Here is a 15890-nt window from a genome sequence, read left to right as displayed (position 1 = left end):
TTAGAAAGAGTCAAAACTTATCGCACCTGCTGACACTGCTTAAAGAAAGGAAATGCAGTGAAATCGTCCCTTCCCATTCTTACTGTGGCATGTCTCGTTGCCGCATCAAGCCCTGTTGCCTTAGCGCAGGATGTCGCGCCAGAACTGCCAGAATCCGCTCTCGCTGAGGAAGCCCTTAAAGATCCCGTAGCAACGAAGAGCCCGGAGCAATCCGGTGATATTGAGGATGCTGCGGAGGAGTTGAAGAACTACTCCACGGCACCGGAACCTGGTATGAACAACCCGGTCGGAGATGAATACTCGGCCTTCTACCACGATTCCGTTGATGTGGAGTCGTCCACCCCCGGCCAACTTTTCCGTTCCGAGCCTGTTCGCAACCCGTCGAACACCCTCGGAATTACCAATATTGGACCGTACAAGGCCCAGCGAATCCTGTATTCCTCTACCAACCGCACTGGAAAAAAGACTGCTGTTAGCGGCATTGTTATTGAGCCCAAAGCTGCGTGGGTGGGGCCCGGCCCGCGCCCAGTTGTAGCATTCGCTCCGGGAACGCAGGGAGTGGCAGACCGATGCGCGCCGTCGCGCAAGATCGCTGAAGGTGTGGGGGACTACGAGCAGTTCTTCTTTGAGCAATATCTGAAGAAGGGCTATGCGGTTGTGGTCACAGACTATGAAGGTCTTGGGACCCCAGGTATGCACACCTACATGGATCGAATCTCTCAGGCGCATGCCGTCTTGGATAGTGCGCGTGCAGCACAGCAGCTTAGCGGTTGGGATATTGCTGCCGATAACCCCGTGTTCATCAACGGTTACTCGCAGGGCGGTGGGGCAGCGGCATCAGCAGCGGAGCTCTATGACGATTACGCGCCTGAACTTAACGTCAAACTAGCTACCATTGGCGCTGCGCCCGCCGACCTGACGTTGCTGCCGCCGGCGCTCGACGGCACGTTGTACTTCCTGTTTGAATCCTATGCGTTGCTGGGGCTGAGTGACTCCTATGGGGAAGACCTTTATTCCCACCTCAATGAGAAGGGCGCTGAAATCCTTAAACGCGCCACCAACACCTGCACCTTGGGGCTCACAAGCTTTGCAGGAACTACTATTGAGCAGATCAGCAATGAGGAGAAGGATGTTGACCAGTTCATTGCTTCTGCGCCATACGACCGTATCCTCGCGGACCAGCACATCGGTTACGATGCCCCGTCGATCCCAGTGGTAGTCACGCATGGCCGCGGCGATGACGTGATTCCATTCTCGACCGCTGAGCAGTTGGTTAACCAATGGACTTCGCGCGGCGCGAACGTGACGTTCATCCCGAATGATGCACGTTCACATGTTGCTGGCACCGTCCCACACATTACTGAGTCAGTCAAAGCTATTGAAGCGGCGTTGTCTTAAAAGTTCTTGCGCATAAGACAAACCCCTCGCCGAAGCTTCGTGATGAATTAGCTCAGCGAGGGGCTTGAAAAGAAATGGGATAGGGGGTCAGCGTTTAGCTTTGCACCTGTTCCGCAGCCTCCTCGAAGTCGAGGTTCTTGTTGTTCTCGACGAGCTTGGCCAGACGGGAGGCCTCCTCGAACTCGTGGGTGACCTTCGCATCCGGGGCCTTGGTGGCCAGGGAAACACCGACGGCCACGAGCAGAGCGGAGATGAAGCCCGGAACCAGCTCGTAGAGGGTATCGCCCAGCGGGCTCATGCCCCAGCCAATGGCCACGATGGCACCGGTGAGCATACCGGCGATAGCACCAGTGGAGTTCAGGCGCTTCCAGTACAGCGACAGAAGGACGATCGGGCCGAAGGCAGAGCCGAAGCCGGCCCAGGCGAAGCCGACCAGACCCAGAATCGAGTCGGATGGGTTGATGGCCAGCACGGCAGCGATGATGGCGATGGCCACGACAGCGGTACGGGACAGGTTAATCAGGACGTCCTGGCTCGGCTTCTTCTTCGCAAAGATGAGGTAGAGGTCCTCAATCAAGGAGGTGGAAACAACCAACATCTGGGAGGACATGGTGGACATGATGGCTGCCAGAACCGCAGTCAGGACCAGACCGGCAAATAGCGGGTGGAACATAACCTGTGCCATGTCCAGGAAGATGGTCTCATAGTTCTCCTGGTCAGTGATGGAGTGACCAGTCTGAGTGAAGAAGACGGTACCGGACAGTGCCACGAAGATAGCACCAATCAGGGAGATACCCATCCAGCTGACGCCGTAGAAACGGCCCGCGCGGGCATCGGAAGGCTTACGCAGCGCCATGAAGCGGACGATGATGTGCGGCTGGCCAAAGTAGCCCAAGCCCCACGCCAAGTTACCGATGATGACGGCAGCGGAAACGCCGGAGAACAGGGAGAAGTAATTCGGGTTCTCAATAACGCCACCGGTGGCGTAGGGGTTCTCAGCAGCGAAGCTGAAGATCTCGCCAGGATTGTCCAGTGCGAAGAGCACCATAATCGGCACGATGATGAGGGAAGCGAACATGAGCAGGCCCTGGACGGTATCGGTATAGGACACCGCGAGGAAGCCACCGACGAAGGTGTAGAACACCGTCACGGCAGCCACAACGAGCATGCCGACCATGTAGTCGCCGCCGAAGCTGGACTCGAAGTAGCGACCACCGGCGACCATGCCGGAGGACACGTAGAAGGTGAAGAAGAAGATAATAATGGCCGCAGCGATAATGCGCAGCATGCGCGACTTATCGTGCAGACGGTTCTCGAAGAAGGACGGCACGGTAATCGAGTTGCCGGCAATTTCAGAGTAGGAGCGCAGGCGCGGCGCAACCCACTTCCAGTTCGCCCAAGCGCCGGCAAGAAGACCGATGGCCATCCAGAGCTCGGACATACCGGTGAGGAACAGGGCGCCAGGCAGGCCCATGAGAAGCCAGCCGGACATATCGGACGCACCGGCGGACAGTGCGGCTACGAACGGGTGAAGCCCGCGGCCGGCTAGAACATAGTCGTCGTATTCATCCGTCTGCTTGTAGCTCCAGAAGCCGATGGCGGCCATGGCAAGCAGATAGATGATCATCGCAACGACGTACCAAGTGGAGTCTTGCACTGATCTCTCCTTGAGATTGAGATTAAGAGTAGGACGCATTCACGCTAACGAGGTAAACGGTCCTGCCCAACTGAAAATCGGCAAGGCGACCAGTATTTGGTTACCTTGGTCACAGCTTAATGTACGGTCTTACTGGCGTAACGCCGAAATGTAACGAGACTATAACGATTGGGTATTGCGGCAGCATTTGGGAACTTTCTGCACCCAGTGCCCCCAGATGGTGTGCTGCTAAACTGGCCGTTATGGCTTCTTACCTGCTGCATGGCCTCTGGCTGCCCGTCTCTGGCCTGAGTCTGTGGATCGAACAGGTCGAAGGACACAAAATCGTCATGCCCTCCACCGTTCCGGAGGGCACCTTCCCCGATGTTGTCGACACCATCTTGGGGAAGAAGACGTTCCGCAACCGAGCGCGGGTGTCGCTGCGCACGCCGAAGGGAAAAGACGTCTCCCTGATGGTGCCCATGGCCATGTTCGCACCGGATGAGGCTGTTGAGACCCTGGCCAAGTTGGAATACCTCGATACCGACAGCCAAGCGGTGACAGCAGAACAGCGCGCGACCATTGCCCCAGACCTCCTGTGGCTCATCCGCGCGTATCGCGGTCTTTACCGTTTTGTCCGAGCCGGACGGGTGACTATTCGCCTGTCCTATCAAGCAGGCGAGTGGTACCCCATGTGGCAGCTCGCCTCCGGACTGGGAGAGCGCAGCTGGCTGGCGGAGATGCTCGCCGCAGCACCTGGCATTCTGACGATTAATAACCGCGCGCTGTCAGATGATTTAGCTGATGAGCTCACTCACTGGATTGCCTATACCCAGCTGCGTTCGCAGATTGATGCTCCACGTGCAGCACCTTGGCATGATTTCGCCCTCTCACTGCTGAAGACCTCACCAGTGAAGAAGGGCCGCGCCCAGCTGCTTCGCGGGCTCAATGAGTGGAAGGACTCCATCACGTCGGTGGACCTGCAATTGGTCTTCCTCGTCGAAGAGCCTCAGGAGGATGAGGATCCAGAAGAGACCACGTGGCCCATCCGCGTGCTCGTACGCTCCGGCACCGATTCACCGCGCCCGGTGAAGCAGGAGCAGTTGGACCGCGGGAGTGTCGAGAAGCTTCGCGATGCCCGCCGCCACGCCTTTGACGTGGCCCCGCGTCTGAAATACAACTCGGGGGCGCCCTCACCCTACGCCGGTGACTGGGACGTGTATCTGACGACCGAACAGCTCGTGGAGTTTGTCACCCACGATGCTGCAGCCCTGCGCAAGGCCGGTTTCACCGTCATGCTTCCGAAGTCGTGGTCACATATGGAGACCAAGGCCAAGTTGGAGACCGTCGAGGTGCACGACCCGGCTGAAGGTTCCACCAAGGCGCATATCGGCATGGAGAAACTCGTCAACTATGACTGGAAGCTCTCCGTCGGTGACACGCAGCTGACCGACGCCGAAATGGAGGAGCTGGTTAAGTCCAAGTCCGGCCTCATCAAGTTGCGCGGTGAGTGGGTTATGGCGGATACCCAGGCGCTTAACAAGATTCAGCAGTACATGCGTGAGCTTGCCGATACCGCCCGCAGGCGAGCCCTCAAAGAACTCGAGCAGCTCGCAAAAACCGCCGAAATGGCCCGCCAGCTAGAGCAACCCGGCTGGGAGGAGCTCGTCGCTGAAGTAGAGCGCCGCCGCAAGGAATTCAACGAAGGCGAAGAAGATAACGTCGTTTCCATTGCGGACCTGCGCGAGATGGCGCTCAAGTCGATGGCGGAGGATCCCATCGCCTTTACCGGCTCCCAGTGGCACACCTCGCTGCTCGGAGGCCTCGAGACCACTGCTCCGGACCGCGTGGATATCCCAGATACCGTCCACGCGGAGCTGCGCGATTACCAGCGCCGCGGCGTGGACTGGCTCTACTGGATGTCCCAGAACAATATTGGAGCAGTGCTTGCCGACGACATGGGGTTGGGCAAAACCCTCCAACTACTGTCGCTGCTGGCCGTCGAAAAGGCGGCGTGGGCGAAAGCCCACGCCGCGGGAGATACGGAAGCCCACGCCGCGGAGGATAAGGACGCCACGGCGTGGAACCCCACGCTGGTTGTCGCCCCCACCTCCGTCGTGGGCAACTGGGCCCGTGAGGCCGCGCGCTTCGTGCCGAGCTTCAAAGTCGTGGTCCAGCACGGCACCGGCAGGCTCAAAGGCGAGAAACTTGTGGAGGCGGCGCAGAATGCTGACGTCGTCATTACCTCCTACGGCACCGTGGCCCGTGACTTCCTCACCTTGAGCAAGGTGGATTGGGACCGCGTTGTGCTCGATGAGGCCCAAGCCATCAAAAATGCGGCAACGCGTTCCTCCAAAGCGGTGCGCTCTATCCCGTCGCGCCACCGCGTGGCGCTGACCGGTACGCCGATTGAGAACCGCTTGTCAGAGATGCGCTCCATCCTGGACTACTGCAACCCCGGCATCCTCGGCTCGGCGTCGTTTTTCCGCAACCACTTTTCCAAATCCATCGAACGCGAAGGCAACGAGGAAATGGCCGAGCGCCTGCGCCTTCTCACCGCGCCGTTTATCCTGCGTCGGCTGAAGACGGACCCAAACATCATCGATGACCTGCCTGACAAATCCGAGCAGATCATCACCGTGCGCATGACCGACGAGCAAGCAGCGCTATATAAGGCACTCGTTGCTGACGTGGAACAAGCCCTAGGCAAAAAGGAGGGCATGTCGCGCCGCGGGCTCGTGCTGGCCTCGCTCACGCGTATCAAACAGATTTGTAACCACCCGGCCCACTTCCTTGGTGACGGCAGCGCAGTCACCATCAAGGGCAAGCACCGCTCCGGCAAAGTGGAAGAGCTCATGCGCATTGTGGACCAGGCGATTGAATCCCGCGAGCGCGTGCTCATCTTTACCCAATACAAGGCCTTCGGCGATATTCTCCAGCCTTATCTATCCGACCAGTTGGGCACTGACATTCCCTTCCTTCACGGCGGAGTGAGCAAGAACAAACGTGACCAGATGGTGCAGGATTTCCAAGCCGATGACGGAGCTCCCGTCATGCTGCTCTCGCTCAAGGCGGGAGGTACGGGGTTGAACCTCACTGCGGCGTCGATTGTCGTGCATATGGACCGCTGGTGGAACCCGGCCGTGGAGAACCAGGCTACCGACCGCGCCTTTCGCATTGGCCAGGAGCGCAACGTACAAGTCTACAAGATGATTACCGCCGGCACGCTGGAGGAATCCATCCAAGACATCCTCGACGGCAAGACGCAGCTCGCCGGCGCCGTGGTGGGCGAGGGCGAAGGCTGGCTCACGGAACTAACTCCGGAGCAGCTGGCAGATCTCATGAGCTACAAGGGACAGGAGAACTAGATGGCACCGGCACGCCCCAGCGATGACAACGTCATTTACGCTAACTTTGGCACCCGCAAGCGCGTCAGCACCCCAGAGGAAGTGCACCGTGTCGACCGCGTGCGCACCATGCAGCCGGCAGCCACGCGGGTGGTGAACTTTGTCAACGGGCATACGGACTCTGGGCGCATCAGCCGCGGCCGCCAATACGCCGCCGAAGGTCACGTCGTGGGCCTTGACGTGCGCAACGGGGCGGTCCACGGCAAGGTTGCCGGCTCCCAGAACGAGCCTTTCGCGGTGCTCATCCAGGTCCCGTACCGCAACAACGAGGACATCGGCCGTTTGTCGGAGATGTTTGCGCGTACCCCCAACTCCGTGGCGAAGGCGAGGGAGGGCCTGCTTGCCGACGACGCCCTTGACATCCTCTTCGCCGAGTTCGCCGACGACCTGCGTTTTTCCTGCACTTGTCCGGACTCAGAATATGTGTGCAAGCACGTCGTGGCTGTCGCGGACCGCCTAGCTGCTCGTATGGATGCCGATCCGTCGGTCATTTTCGCCCTGCGCGGGCTCGATTTCGCGCGTGTGGAGCAATCCGTTATGGAGCAGGCCAAGGCGGCCTCCGAGGATTCCTATAGCGGCGTGGAGATGGACCCTGAAGAGCGCAATGCTCTGTTCTGGGAAGGGCGCGAACTGCCACCGCTTCCCGAACCTAAGTACGCACCCGCAGTGGATGATTCTGACCCTGACCTGCTGCGCCGTGCCATGCGTGCGGTGAGCCATACGAACATAGATGTGCTTCGCGCAGTCTCCGATGTCGATGACCTTTACTACCATCTGACGCATTAAAATTGTCGTCTCCGCGACCCGTGAGGAGTAAGAATTCATGGCCGCTGTCACGTTCATCCATACCTCCGACTTTCAGCTGGGGATGACCCGCTGGTTTCTTTCCCCCGCAGCGCAATCGCGCTTCGATGATGACCGGGAGGAGGCGGTAGCGCGTCTCGGTGAGCTAGCCAGCGAAACGGGTGCCGAATTCATCGTGGTGGCTGGTGACGTGTTTGAACATAACTCCCTCAACAAGTCCACGTTGCTGCGCGCAAAGGAGGTCTTTAAGAACTTGCCCGTGCCCGTCTACCTGTTGCCAGGCAACCACGACCCACTCGTGGCGGACTCCATTTTCTTTCACTCCTTTGCGGAAAACGTCCACGTTATTGCAGATTCCGAGCCCATCGAGGTACGCCCAGGGGTAGAAATCGTCGGCGCGCCCTACCTGTCGAAACGCGCGAATTACGACCTCGTGCGCCGTGCACTGGAGCCCTTGGAGCCATTCGATAAGGTAGCGGGCGGGATTGCCCGCATCGCGGTGGGCCACGGCCAAGTGGAATCCCGCGCAGGTGAATCTGCTGATACCGATGCAGACACCATTGACTTGGCATTCGTGGAGCGCTGCCTCGACGAAGGAATTATTGATTACCTGGCGCTCGGGGATACTCACTCCACGGCCTCTCTTGGCCGCACCGGCAAGGTGTGGTTCTCCGGTAGCCCGGAAACCACGGCCTTCGATGATCGCGAGCGCGATTCCGGTAATGCGTTGGTGGTGACGGTTGAGGGTGAGCGGGTGGACGTCGCCAAGCACAGCGTTGGACGTTGGCACTTCCGCGCCATCGATGCCGACCTTAACTCAATGGAGGAGGTCGAGCGCTTCTTGTCGGAGCTGGATGAGCTGCCTGGAAAGACGCGCACTGCGGTGAAGTACAGCCTGCGCGGAACGCTGGGCCTGAACGCTCAAGCACGGCTAGAGCAGGGCCTTGCGGATCTGGAAGAGGTCTTTGCCTCCCTGAAACCACGTGAGCGGACGATGGACCTGCACCTTGCTCCGTCAGAGGAGGAATTGGGCGAGCTGAGTGTGAGTGGCTATGCCGCCGATGCACTGACAGAACTGCTGGAGGATCTGGACAACCCCACCGCCCGTGATGCCGCCAACCTGCTGTTTCGTCTCAGCGCGAAGGGAGCCTAAGCCATGATGCAACTGCATTCTGTTGAACTGACAAATGTCCGCGCTGTGGAACGCCTTGTGGTCAAAGATTTGCCGGAGACTGGTGTTGTGGTGATTGGCGGCCCAAATGAGGCCGGCAAGTCCACGTTCGTGGAGGCCATCGACTTTGTTCTGACGGAAAAGCACACGGCGGGATCGAAGAAGATTAAGGCGCTCAAACCCGTGGGCCGTGACGTAGCGCCCGAGGTCACGCTGGAAGCGACCGTGGGCCCTTATCGCTTCCGGAGCCACAAGAGGTGGTTGAAAAAGCGCGCCTCGGAATTGCAGGTGTTGTCTCCGCGCCCCGGGCAATGGACAGGTGCTGAGGCCGATAATGAGCTCGACCGCATCTTGAGCGAGCACCTTGACCGCGCTCTGCTCGATGCGCTGTTTGTGCGCCAGGATGACCAGAATGAGGGTATCGCTGCAGTAGGTATTCCGTCTCTGACTGCCGCACTGGAAGAAGAAACCGGGTCGAGCGCTGTGGCTGAGGATTCCGAGCTACTCACGCGCATCGAAACTGAGTACACGCAGTACTACACCGCCAAGACGGATAAACCGGCAGGGGAGTACAAGGCTGCTATTGCGGCTTTAGAGGAAGCGGAGGACGCCCATGCCTCTGCTGAAGCCGCCCTGCGCGAGCTCGATGGCGTGGTGGAGCGCTACGAGGCTGCGGAGCTTAAGCAGAGTGAAGCTGAGGCCGCCCTGCCTGCTGCCGAAGAGGACTGCGCTCGCCTCGATGCAGAACTTGTCGCGGCACGCGCGGCGCAGGAGAAGGTGAGTGCTCAAGAGGCTGCCGTGACCCGCGCTGCGGAGGCTGTGACGCGTGCCCAGGAGGATGCCAAGCGCCGACAGACCCTCGTGGAGGAGCACTCCCTCGCGGTCAAGGCCGCTGTGCGCGCTGCGACGGTTCTAGCGCAGGCAACCGAACGCGCGGAGAACGAGGCGAATGCACGGGCGAAACTTGAAGAAGAACGCGCTGAGCTACAACAGCGCTATGACGCAGTGCGTGAGGAGCGCCAGCGAGCTTGCCGTGCCCAGCAGCGCGCGGAGCACGAAGCACTGGGTACACGACTTGAAACGCTGGACACTCTTGAGGAGACCCTAGCGGCTCGCCGCCGTGAACTGGCCGCAGCACCCGCCATTGCGAGCCTTGACGCTCTGGAAGAAGCCGAGCGTGAGGTTAGCATTCAGAAACGTCTTCGTGCGGCCGCTGCCGCGAAGCTGTATGTCACCGGCTCGGGTGAGATCACGGTGGATGGTGAGGCTTTGGCTCTCACATCCGGTAAAGAGACCCCGGTTGAGCTGCACGATGGAACGATGGTGCGCATCGGCGAAGTCACTGCCCGCTATGCCGCCGCTGCCGGCGAATCCGGAGTGGACGGAGTCGAGAAAGCCCAAGCAGAGCTAGCCCGCCTTCTGGACAACGCCGGCTGCGAGACAGTCGAGGAAGCTCGCGCTGCCCATGAGAAGCACGAGCAGCTTGCTACAGCGCTAGACAGCGCTTCCCGTGAGCTGGTTGCTGCCTTGGGTGGTGATGATTTGGGCGAGCTTCGTGCACGCTTTGAGGCTAGTGCCATCGAAGAACTGGAGACTGCCGATGAAAATGACGACGAGCCACGTGAGCTCGCCGTTGTGGAGAAGGAAGAAGAAGAGCTGCGCTCTCAGCTCGACGAGCTGGACCGTGCGTTGGCTCCCTACCGCGAGAATAAAGCTGGGGCAGCCCTCGACGTTGCTCAAGTCCGCGCCGACGAAGCCGAATCGCAGCGTGACCTCAAGGCCCAGACCCTTGAGTCTGCCCGCAAACAGCTGAGTGACGACGACGTTCGCGCCGCCATAGAAAAAGCCCGCTCAGCACAGGCTAACGAGGAAGCCGTCCTTAAAGAGATGTCGGGCGTGGATGTTGCCACCGCAGAAACCTTGGCACAAGGCGCACGAACGCACGTCGAGTCGCTCAAAGCGGCTGTGTCTGATGCCAACGGCGAGAAACGTGAGCTTACTGGCCGCATTGAGATGCACTCCGGTGCGGCCGAAGCACGAGAAAGAGCCGCTGCCGAGCTGGAGATAGCCCGCGAACGCCACGCCGCCACCGAACGCCGGGCTGAGGCCGCCCGTTATCTACGCATGCTTATGCTGCGCCACCGCGATGCCGCCCGCCAGCGCTATGCGGAGCCGTTCGTCACGGCACTCAATGGTTTGGCGCGCACCGTCTTTGGCAGCGACGTGGATTTCCACCTGTCAGAAGAACTTAAGGTAGAGACGCGCAGCCGCAATGGTGACACCGTGGATTTTGAGGGCCTTTCCGGTGGTGCCAAGGAGCAGTTGGGGATTCTGACGCGGTTTGCCATCGCGCAGCTCGTCTCTGGGGACTCCGTGCCCATCATTATTGATGATGCATTGGGGTCCACCGATTCTTCCCGTCTGCAGCTCATGGCAGCGCTTTTCACTAAGGCGGGAAAGAGTTCCCAGGTCATTGTGTTGACCTGCATGCCTCAGCGTTATTCCTGGGTTGGTGGGCGTACCGAGTTGAGCATGGAAAAATTAAAAGGGCTGTAACTCCAAAGTGTAGGGTTGTTGTCATGACTGCGGAAACTCGATGGCTCAACGAAGAAGAACAAGACCTGTGGCGTCACCTCTTGGCCTGCATCCGCAAGATCAACCGCGGCATGGAGGAGACCCTCTTGGCTTGCGGAGATATCTCCATGTCTGAGTACTCCGTGCTCGTGTCCCTCTCTGAAGCCCCGAACCACCGCCTGCGTCTGCGTGAACTGTGCTCGGAGCTGGAGTGGGATCGCTCCCGCGCCTCGCACCAAATCACGCGGATGGAAAAACGTGGTCTCGTGACCAAAGAAAAATGCGAAGGCGATGCCAGGGGAGTCGAGGTCGTTATCACGCGACTCGGCTTTAAGCGGCTTCGAGCATCCGTACCGGAACACGTGGAGTCCGTTCGCCGCATGGTCTTTGACCACCTCGATTCCGCAGATGCCCCAGCGCTCCTGCGGTTTTGTGAGGGCGTGTTAGCAGAGAATAACTTGCCCGGTTATAAGGACTTCGTCCCCGACGAGCTCCTGCGCGGAAGTCGCTCTTAAGATCGAGCGATTCACGGGTACAGTGGGCCCAGACCGCATTCTCACCAGGAGGTGTATCCCCACATCATGATGGGACAAGAACTATTCGAGCACCCGAAACGCCAATACGCTCAGTACCGCATTGAAGCGCTGGAGGAGTTGAGCGCGCAGGTGGGCCCAGTGGAGGACGTTGACGAGCTTAGCGATGAACAGGCCGCGGCTTTAGAGCAGGCTCTGGAACAGCATCCAGAAAGCGCTGTGACCTTCGATGAGCTTTCACAGCAATGGATTGTTGGCGCTGAAGATGACATCAATCGCATGTTCCACGACCGCGAAGAATTCATCGAGGCGTTGGAGAATAACGAGGATCCTGGGGTCTAGCTCACACACGGTGTCAAACTTCTGACGGATAGCCGCTGAAAATCTGCGTATAACTACGGCCGGTACTGTATAACCTGCTAACATACTCTGTGTTAATGGGCGAGCGTCCCTCAGCTGTGAGGGAGAAGACTCCAGCATGAGCTCCTCGGAGAGGGAGCTAAGTGAAAGGATTGAACATGATCAACCAGCGCGATTTGGCTCAGGAAGAGCGCGAGGCTGCCGCACGCGACAAGGCTGACGGTTGGGTATCCGTCTTCGTTCAGTGGATTCCCTTGATGCTCATCTCCGTGGTTATTCTGACCGCCCTTTTCTTCGGTATGTACTACATCGAGCACGGTACCTTGGACATCACGCAGGAGATCGTGAACCCGTTCATCACTCAGTAACGCGAACGGACGCGCGGACGCTGTAAAGCCTCCGCAGCCCGTGGTGCAGTAGCCACGGCACCAACAAAGCCCCGGCAGCTCAATCGCAGAAGCTGCTGGGGCTTTTTCATACCCGTTTGCCATGCGGCCATGCCGCTAGCACGCTGGCTAATCGATGGGAGCCACGCGAACACGGTTACCGTCGGGATCAGCAACGACAAACGTTGTGCCGAAGACATCCTCGTGCGGTTCTTCAAGGACCTCTACGCCTGTGGCCGTCCAGTTGTTGTAAACCTTAAGTACTTCGTCCTTGTCCACATTGAGGCAGACTTCCGAGGTGCGCGTCGGGGCAGAGGAGAGTGCTTGGCTCTCGCCGCTCCACACAGCGAGTGAAACGCCATCGCCTAGGGCGAAGGTGACGTAGCGGGGTGAGGTGAAGTCAACCGTGAGTCCAAGATGCTGTGAATAGAACTCAACGGATTTCTCGACGTTGCTGGCATAAACAATGAAGACGATTTCACGGTTCGACATGCGTAAAATTTTACCTATGAACGACGATCTCCGCATTCGACAAGATTGAAGAAACCGACTCCGGTGATGCTCCACGAGGTTGGAACGCTTCTAACTACCCTTGAGAACCATGAGTGACAACGTCTATGTGCGCTTTCTCAATGGCCCGCTCCAGTGGCTCGGTATCGTCGTTGGCCTCGCAGTTGTGACAGCGCTTTTGCCAACAATGGTTAATTCCACGTGGGTAGCTATCCTTTTTGGCGCATTGGTTATCGTGGCAACGTTGGCCTGTATTGTGATGCGGGTGAAGATCGTCGTGAGCGACGACGGCGTGACGGCTTCCGTCTTGGGCTTGTTTTCAAAGACGATTTCCCTCAAGGACATCACCGGTGTCAGCGTCGGTCCGGAGACAGGACTGAAAGAAGGCGCGGGTCCACGCGTGGTCGATGGTTCATCGGCCTATATCGTTTCCGGGCCCACCGTGTGTATCGAGCAAGGAGCCTCCTCTTTTATCGCCTCAGCCAAGAACCCAGAGGAGGTTGTTGCAGACATTCAGGCGCGCCTTGCGCGTGCGGCTTAGGCGAAAAGGACGTTAGCGAGGATGGTTCTCCTCATAAGGTTTGTTTGGGCCCAAACGAACCATAGGAGGAGGGGAGGAAGGTGCGTGTGCCCCCCGGGAACCTTGTGAGTAGTGCCTTATGACTGGAACCATCTTGATGTGGTGTTAGGGGGTGTGACGGCTATGGGAAGGCACCGGGCTTATGCATCAAACAGCATGAAAAAGTGCCCCTGACAGTGTCCGGTTCGGAGACATCGTTTCGCATGTCTCATGAGACTGTTCCGGTAGAAAGCCCTGAAGCCACAACTGCCCAGACACGACGAAAAGCGATGTCTCGAGACGTCGATCCTCTGAGGCTTTCCACACCGAAGTGACGACTGCCAAAAATCCGCTCGTGTGAGGCCCAGCTCGGTTGCTTTTAGCGCTTTCAGGAGCAGTTCTAGGAGTGTGTCTCAAACTATGAACGACAACTGAGGTCGGAACTAGGTCTCAGTTATCGTGCATACGGGCACGATCTTGGGCCGCACAGTTGCCTGTACTGAGGAGTATCCGTGACATTGCGGCTAGCCGATTTCCGAGCTCTAGTCCACAGCCCCGGGGTCTCACACACCTGTCACTTTCATTCACGGTAGATAGTGGCTAAAAATTACAGATTTCTGGCCCTTATCTACCGTGAACGTCCCTTAAGCCTAAGCCTGAATTTCGGGGCCGGCTCCGAAAACGAAAAGTCTCGAGACACCGACCGGAACGATGTCTCGAGACTTCACACAGTGCCCCTGACAGGACTCGAACCTGCGACCTTCGGTACCGGAAACCGATGCTCTAATCCGCTGAGCTACAAGGGCATCGCTGGCGAAATGCCAACGATGCGATTCTAGCGCATAGGGGTGAGCGCCTAGAAATTGGCTCGCGCAGTGAGCGGTCCTTCAGGGGGCGCGGCTGGTGGGGTGGTGCGGTGAGGTGTTTACTGCTCGAAATAGCCGGGGGCGTCGGTGGTGCTGACGCGCCCGGTGCGCAAGTATCTCATGACGATGTCATCGACGGCGTCGTTGCCGGTGGCGAACTGGCCGTGGCCAGGGCCATGCACGGTGATGACGTGGGAGCGCATGGCATCTGACATGCCGCGGAAATCGCTATACGGCGTGAGTGGGTCGCCGGTGGCTTGGAGTTGTAGGGGCGGGGTGGTGAGGCGGGAGCCGTCGAGAAGCACAGGCGCCGTTATAGGTTCACGCCCGCCGCAGAACTGTCCAGAGCGGAATTGGTTGTTCTGCACCGTGAATGGATCTTTGGTGACGAAAGCGTCCCGCATAAACGCCGCGCCATAACCGAATTCATGGGCCGAGTAGGTCTCATTGCAGAGAACGAGGTTCGTGGTAAAACCTTGTGCACGGGCGGCAGTGTCGGTGGGGAGGGAGACTGTGGGGTCAGAATCACCGAAGTCAATGGTCTCGATTCCGGCGATATGATGGGCGGCCTTCTCCCAAGACGCGGGCTAAGGCAGGACTGATGCGGTGATGTACAGCGTTGGGGAGTCGGACTGGCTGGCACCAAGGTTTCGGAGTTGGTCGAAGAGATTCTCCAGCTGCACGCGCAATGGGCCCGTTAGTGTCATGACCTCGGCGCCGCGATGACCGGTAAAGGCCAGGGGAGCAGGCAGGTCTTCGGTGCTAGCAGCAGGCGGATGTGCAGTGGGGCGCACACCGGATTCGGTGGCAACCTTGTCTGCCCAGCGCTCATATGCCTGCAGGGGAGTTGTGCCCATGTGGTACGTGGCGTCGTTCGCTGCGATGTAGCCGAAGAAGTCAGCGAGAGCCCGTGTGGTGCCGCGTTGCTGGCTGGCGGCCTGACGGTTCAGCGACGCAGACGGGGTGTAGCCGGAATCGAGGACGACGCGGTCGGTGTGTTCCGGAAAGAACGTAGCGTAGGCGGAAGCGACCACGGTGCCGTAGGAGACGCCAGAGGCAATGATCTTTTCCGTCCCTAGAGCTGCGCGGACTTGCTCCCAATCGCGGGCGACGTTGACCGTGGTCATGGAATCGGCATAACCAGGGTAGGACTGCTCGCAGGCATCGCGCATGAGCTGGCCAAAACGCGTGAGTTGAGCCGTGCCCTCGGCGCCGTCGATAACGGAGCTGTCACAGTCAAGTGGAGTTGAAAAGCGCAGTCCGCGGGGCTGTACACCCACTATGTCGTAGTGTGTGGTGAGTTCCTCGGGCCAGAGAAAACTGGAGACTGCCGCTAAGGCATCACCGCCGGGGCCACCAGGATTGATGAAGATTGTGCCGCGGGACTCCGCTGCGGCGGGACGGCGCACGAATCCGACCTGGATGCTGCCGCGTTCGGGGGCATCGTAGAAGGTAGGCACGGTGATGTGACCGCACTCGGCGCCAGGTGCATCGACGTCGACGGGGCACGCTACCCAATCGATGGTTGGGGTGCCTGCGGGCGCTGGGGTTGGTGAAGGGCCAGCAACGCTGTGAGGTGCGGCAGTGGCTAGTGGGCTGGCTATGAGCCCCACGCAGCCTAGTAGTGCGGCAGCAAGCGTGGCGATCACCGCGTGAGCTGAGCCGAAAACGTGAGAAAGGCGCATA

Annotated in this window: 13 protein-coding genes and 1 tRNA gene; 9 read left to right on the top strand and 5 right to left on the bottom strand. The window is 59.1% G+C overall.

The window, feature by feature from the left end:
- Window positions 1-57: 57 nt before the first annotated feature.
- Window positions 58-1398: a lipase family protein gene (locus I6J72_RS06140; RefSeq protein ID WP_204100324.1), complete on the top strand. Its 1341-nt coding sequence runs from the start codon at window positions 58-60 to the stop codon at window positions 1396-1398.
- Window positions 1399-1492: 94 nt separating this feature from the next.
- Here the strand turns inward: I6J72_RS06140 and putP are convergent, their stop codons facing one another.
- Window positions 1493-3055: a sodium/proline symporter PutP gene (gene putP, locus I6J72_RS06135; RefSeq protein WP_204100323.1), complete on the bottom strand. Its 1563-nt coding sequence runs from the start codon at window positions 3053-3055 to the stop codon at window positions 1493-1495.
- Window positions 3056-3297: 242 nt separating this feature from the next.
- On the opposite strand from putP, the gene I6J72_RS06130 reads away from it, so the two are divergent.
- The 7 genes from I6J72_RS06130 to I6J72_RS06100 all read left to right on the top strand — a co-directional run bounded on the left by I6J72_RS06130 (window position 3298) and on the right by I6J72_RS06100 (window position 12251).
- A complete protein-coding gene (locus I6J72_RS06130) occupies window positions 3298-6402 on the top strand; it encodes a DEAD/DEAH box helicase (RefSeq protein ID WP_204100322.1) in 3105 nt (1034 codons plus the stop codon).
- Window positions 6403-7227, top strand: a complete 825-nt coding sequence (locus I6J72_RS06125) for an SWIM zinc finger family protein (protein WP_204100321.1) — start codon at window positions 6403-6405, stop codon at window positions 7225-7227.
- Window positions 7228-7264: 37 nt separating this feature from the next.
- Window positions 7265-8398: a metallophosphoesterase gene (locus I6J72_RS06120; RefSeq protein ID WP_204100320.1), complete on the top strand. Its 1134-nt coding sequence runs from the start codon at window positions 7265-7267 to the stop codon at window positions 8396-8398.
- Between the two features lie 3 nt (window positions 8399-8401).
- Window positions 8402-10972, top strand: a complete 2571-nt coding sequence (locus I6J72_RS06115) for an AAA family ATPase (RefSeq protein WP_204100319.1) — start codon at window positions 8402-8404, stop codon at window positions 10970-10972.
- Between the two features lie 23 nt (window positions 10973-10995).
- Complete coding sequence (locus I6J72_RS06110) at window positions 10996-11505, top strand: MarR family winged helix-turn-helix transcriptional regulator (protein ID WP_039674921.1); 510 nt, start codon at window positions 10996-10998, stop codon at window positions 11503-11505.
- Window positions 11506-11571: 66 nt separating this feature from the next.
- Window positions 11572-11865, top strand: a complete 294-nt coding sequence (locus tag I6J72_RS06105) for a molecular chaperone GrpE (RefSeq protein WP_115021704.1) — start codon at window positions 11572-11574, stop codon at window positions 11863-11865.
- Between the two features lie 176 nt (window positions 11866-12041).
- Window positions 12042-12251 (top strand): hypothetical protein, encoded by a 210-nt coding sequence (locus I6J72_RS06100; RefSeq protein WP_115021705.1) that lies wholly within the window; start codon window positions 12042-12044, stop codon window positions 12249-12251.
- A 147-nt stretch (window positions 12252-12398) separates the two neighbouring features.
- Here the strand turns inward: I6J72_RS06100 and I6J72_RS06095 are convergent, their stop codons facing one another.
- Complete coding sequence (locus I6J72_RS06095; RefSeq protein WP_239107530.1) at window positions 12399-12761, bottom strand: VOC family protein; 363 nt, start codon at window positions 12759-12761, stop codon at window positions 12399-12401.
- A gap of 109 nt (window positions 12762-12870) precedes the next feature.
- Here I6J72_RS06095 and I6J72_RS06090 point away from each other — a divergent pair, with 109 nt between their 5' ends.
- Window positions 12871-13320, top strand: a complete 450-nt coding sequence (locus I6J72_RS06090) for a hypothetical protein (RefSeq protein WP_204100317.1) — start codon at window positions 12871-12873, stop codon at window positions 13318-13320.
- A 750-nt stretch (window positions 13321-14070) separates the two neighbouring features.
- On the opposite strand, the gene I6J72_RS06085 is transcribed toward I6J72_RS06090, so the two are convergent.
- The 3 genes from I6J72_RS06085 to I6J72_RS06075 all read right to left on the bottom strand — a co-directional run bounded on the left by I6J72_RS06085 (window position 14071) and on the right by I6J72_RS06075 (window position 15889).
- Window positions 14071-14144, bottom strand: a tRNA-Arg gene (locus I6J72_RS06085).
- A 119-nt stretch (window positions 14145-14263) separates the two neighbouring features.
- Window positions 14264-14608: an alpha/beta hydrolase gene (locus tag I6J72_RS06080; RefSeq protein ID WP_204100316.1), complete on the bottom strand. Its 345-nt coding sequence runs from the start codon at window positions 14606-14608 to the stop codon at window positions 14264-14266.
- Window positions 14609-14791: 183 nt separating this feature from the next.
- Entirely contained in the window at window positions 14792-15889 is a 1098-nt protein-coding gene (locus I6J72_RS06075; RefSeq protein WP_204100315.1) for an alpha/beta fold hydrolase, read from the bottom strand.
- Between the last annotated feature and the right edge of the window lies 1 nt (window position 15890).

This window comes from Corynebacterium sp. FDAARGOS 1242 (genome assembly GCF_016889985.1).
Classification (GTDB): Bacteria; Actinomycetota; Actinomycetes; order Mycobacteriales; family Mycobacteriaceae; genus Corynebacterium; species Corynebacterium minutissimum_B.
The sequence above is the reverse complement of the archived record's forward strand: the minus strand, read 5'-3'. Positions and strand labels throughout refer to the sequence as shown.